Here is a 2530-nt window from a genome sequence, read left to right as displayed (position 1 = left end):
TAGCGCGTCGGGAGGCCGGGTACGGCGGCCCGCGTCACGCGACACCGTCCGGTTCGGCGGCGACGACCACCACTTGGTGCTGGTAGGAGAAGACCAGGGCGTTGCGCGACACGTCGATGCGGTCGGCCGGTGCGCCGCGCCGGCCCGTGACCGGGTCCGCCGGGAACAGCCGTACCTCCTCCACCAGGCGGGCGCCCCGCACCCGCTGGAGGACGGCGAACACCTCCCCGTACTGCACGGGCCGGCCGAACGGCCAGCCGGTGCCGTCGGCGCCGCCGCGCAACGGGTCGAGGTACCCGAACAGTGCGGCGAGCGCGTCCTCGCGCACCCGGTCCACCTCGCCGGGTGCCGCCACCAGCCGCGTGACGACGGTGACGCCCTGGTACGCCGGGGGCTCCACGACCAGCCGGGTGCCGACCAGCCGGCGTTCGTCCAGCCGCCCGGCGATCGCGGACAGCACCTGGTCGGAGGGGATCAGCTGCTCGAAGCGCAGCCGTCCGTCCTCGTCCGGTACCGCGTCGGGCACGATAAGGACGCGTACGGCGCCGGGTTCCCCGGACCCGGCCGGCAGGCACCGCACCCGCCGGACGGACGGGGCCGCCTGCGCCGCGATGACCTCGTAGTCCTGGGCGGTGACCGCCCGCTCCTGGACCCGCAGCACGTTCGGGGCCCGCAGCTTGGCGTTCTCGACGCTCTCGCCGTCGACCCCGCCGCGGGCCGCCTCCCGGTTGTCGACCCCGGCGACGTACGGAACGGAGCTGCGCAGGACGGAGATCGTGCCGCGGGCCACGTTGCCCGCGGCGCCGCCGCCCGTCCGGTAGCGGGGGACCCGCAGCTGCGCGCCCTTCTCCGGGACCGCGCCGTAGGGCCGCATCGTGCCGTCCGGCTCGCGTACCTCGGGCGGGAACGCGAACTCCCCGGAGGTCGCGTCGATCCGTACGTGCCGGTCGTCCGGCGAGGACGCGCCGAAGTGCTCGACGGCCGTCCAGGTCTGCCAGCCGTCGGCGGAGGAGACCTCGACCACCGGTGCCTCGCCGTCGAGCAGCAGCGGCGGGCGGCTCAGCGCGAAGCGCTGTCCGGCGACCCCGGCGGACACCCCGAGGGGCACGTCCCGGACCACCTCCGCGTGTTCGACGGTCGTGGTGCCGCCGACCGTGAACACCTCGGCCTCGCGGACCGTCGGGGACTCCGAGTAGAACGGCTGTCCGGCGGCCGGTTCCACGACCCGGCAGCGCAGCCACCCCGCACGGGTCCCCGCGACCACCGAGGCGGTGTGCGCGGCCGGTACGAACACGGTCACCTCGCCGGGGCGGTTCAGCCCGCCCGTGGTGTCCTCGCCGGTCTCGCACAGGGCCCAGCGTGCGCCGTCCCACGCCTCCCACACCAGGGGCGGCTGCCGGGGGTCGACCCCGACCCCCTCCACTCTGCTGTCCAGCCGTACGGCGACGATGCACCGCGGTACGGCGTTGGGCAGGCCGAACAGGACCGCGTCCCCCGGGGCCGGCTGCGACTGGAAGCAGGGGATGTCCGCGCCGGAGGTGAGGTGGGCCGTCCGGTCGGTCTGGCCGCCCGACGCGGGCGCGGTCACCAGACGGACCAGCGAGCTCGGCACGATCGGCAGCTCCTCGGTGGTGGAGAAGACCACCGCCTCCCGCGTCTCGCTGCTGGCGGTGGCCACTTCCGTGCCCGCGCCCAGGCTCACCGTCTCCGGCTGGGGCGCGGAGAGCCAGAAGTCGACGTCCGCCCGCGCCGCGGAGGGCGGGAACAGGGTGACGCCGAGCAGGTCGAGGAAGGCCGCGTAGTTCTTCTCCGGCACCCGGTTCAACCGGTACAGCAACTGGTCGACCATGTAGGCGAACGTCTCGATCAGGGTGACCCCGGGGTCCGAGACGTTGTGGTCGGTCCACTCGGGCGACCGCTGCTGGACGTACCTCTTCGCTTCGTCCACCAGCTGCTGGAAGCGCCGGTCGTCCAGATTGGGTGAGGGAAGTGCCATCAGCTCACTCCTGCGTCCTCGGAGCCCTCCGAGGACGGGATCACGTAGAAGGGGAAGACGAGGTTGCGGAGGTCGTTGGTGGAGCGCACGGCGTACCGCACATCGATGTAGAGGGTGCCTTCGTCGACCGTGTCGAAGGCGATCACCACGTCCTTCACCTCGATCCGCGGCTCCCAGCGCTCCAGCGCGGTCCGCGTCTCGTGCGCGATGCGTCCGGCCGTGGTGCCGTCGGCGGGCGCGAAGACGTAGTCGTGGATGCCGCACCCGAACTCCGGCCGCATCGGGCGCTCGCCGGGCGCGGTGCCCAGGACCAGCCGGATCGCCTCCTCGATCTCCCGGTCGCGCTCGACCATGCCGATGCCGCCCGTGGGTCCCACCCGCAGCGGGAACCCCCAGCCGCGGCCGATGAAGTGCCCGCTCACAGCGGACCCCCGATCAGCACGTTCGGCGCCCCGGTCAGGACGGCGGCCCCGCAGGAGGTGGTGTCGCGCACGCGGGCCGCGGGCAGCCCGCCGATGAGGACCAGGCCGGGCA

Annotated in this window: 3 protein-coding genes; all 3 read right to left on the bottom strand. The window is 74.0% G+C overall.

All coding sequences use genetic code 11. The features are described from left to right. Positions 1-34: 34 nt before the first annotated feature. Positions 35-1996: a putative baseplate assembly protein gene (locus tag IH13_RS0118860; protein WP_031085963.1), complete on the bottom strand. Its 1962-nt coding sequence runs from the start codon at positions 1994-1996 to the stop codon at positions 35-37. Continuing rightward, on the bottom strand, positions 1996-2418 hold the full coding sequence (locus tag IH13_RS0118855; protein ID WP_031085961.1) for a GPW/gp25 family protein: 423 nt from the start codon (positions 2416-2418) through the stop codon (positions 1996-1998). The genes IH13_RS0118860 and IH13_RS0118855 overlap by 1 nt, the downstream gene beginning before the upstream one ends. Beyond that, positions 2415-2530 (bottom strand): PAAR domain-containing protein (locus tag IH13_RS44015; RefSeq protein ID WP_199814741.1); only part of this gene is annotated, 116 nt, incomplete at its 5' end. The genes IH13_RS0118855 and IH13_RS44015, both read right to left, overlap by 4 nt.

Source organism: Streptomyces sp. NRRL WC-3549, from assembly GCF_000721935.1.
Taxonomy (GTDB): Bacteria; Actinomycetota; Actinomycetes; order Streptomycetales; family Streptomycetaceae; genus Streptomyces.
The sequence above is the reverse complement of the archived record's forward strand: the minus strand, read 5'-3'. Positions and strand labels throughout refer to the sequence as shown.

Coding starts and splice junctions, on each gene's coding strand:
- IH13_RS0118860 (WP_031085963.1), bottom strand. CDS start 1,996: ATGGCACTTCCCTCACCCAATCTGGACGACCGGCGCTTCCAGCAGCTG.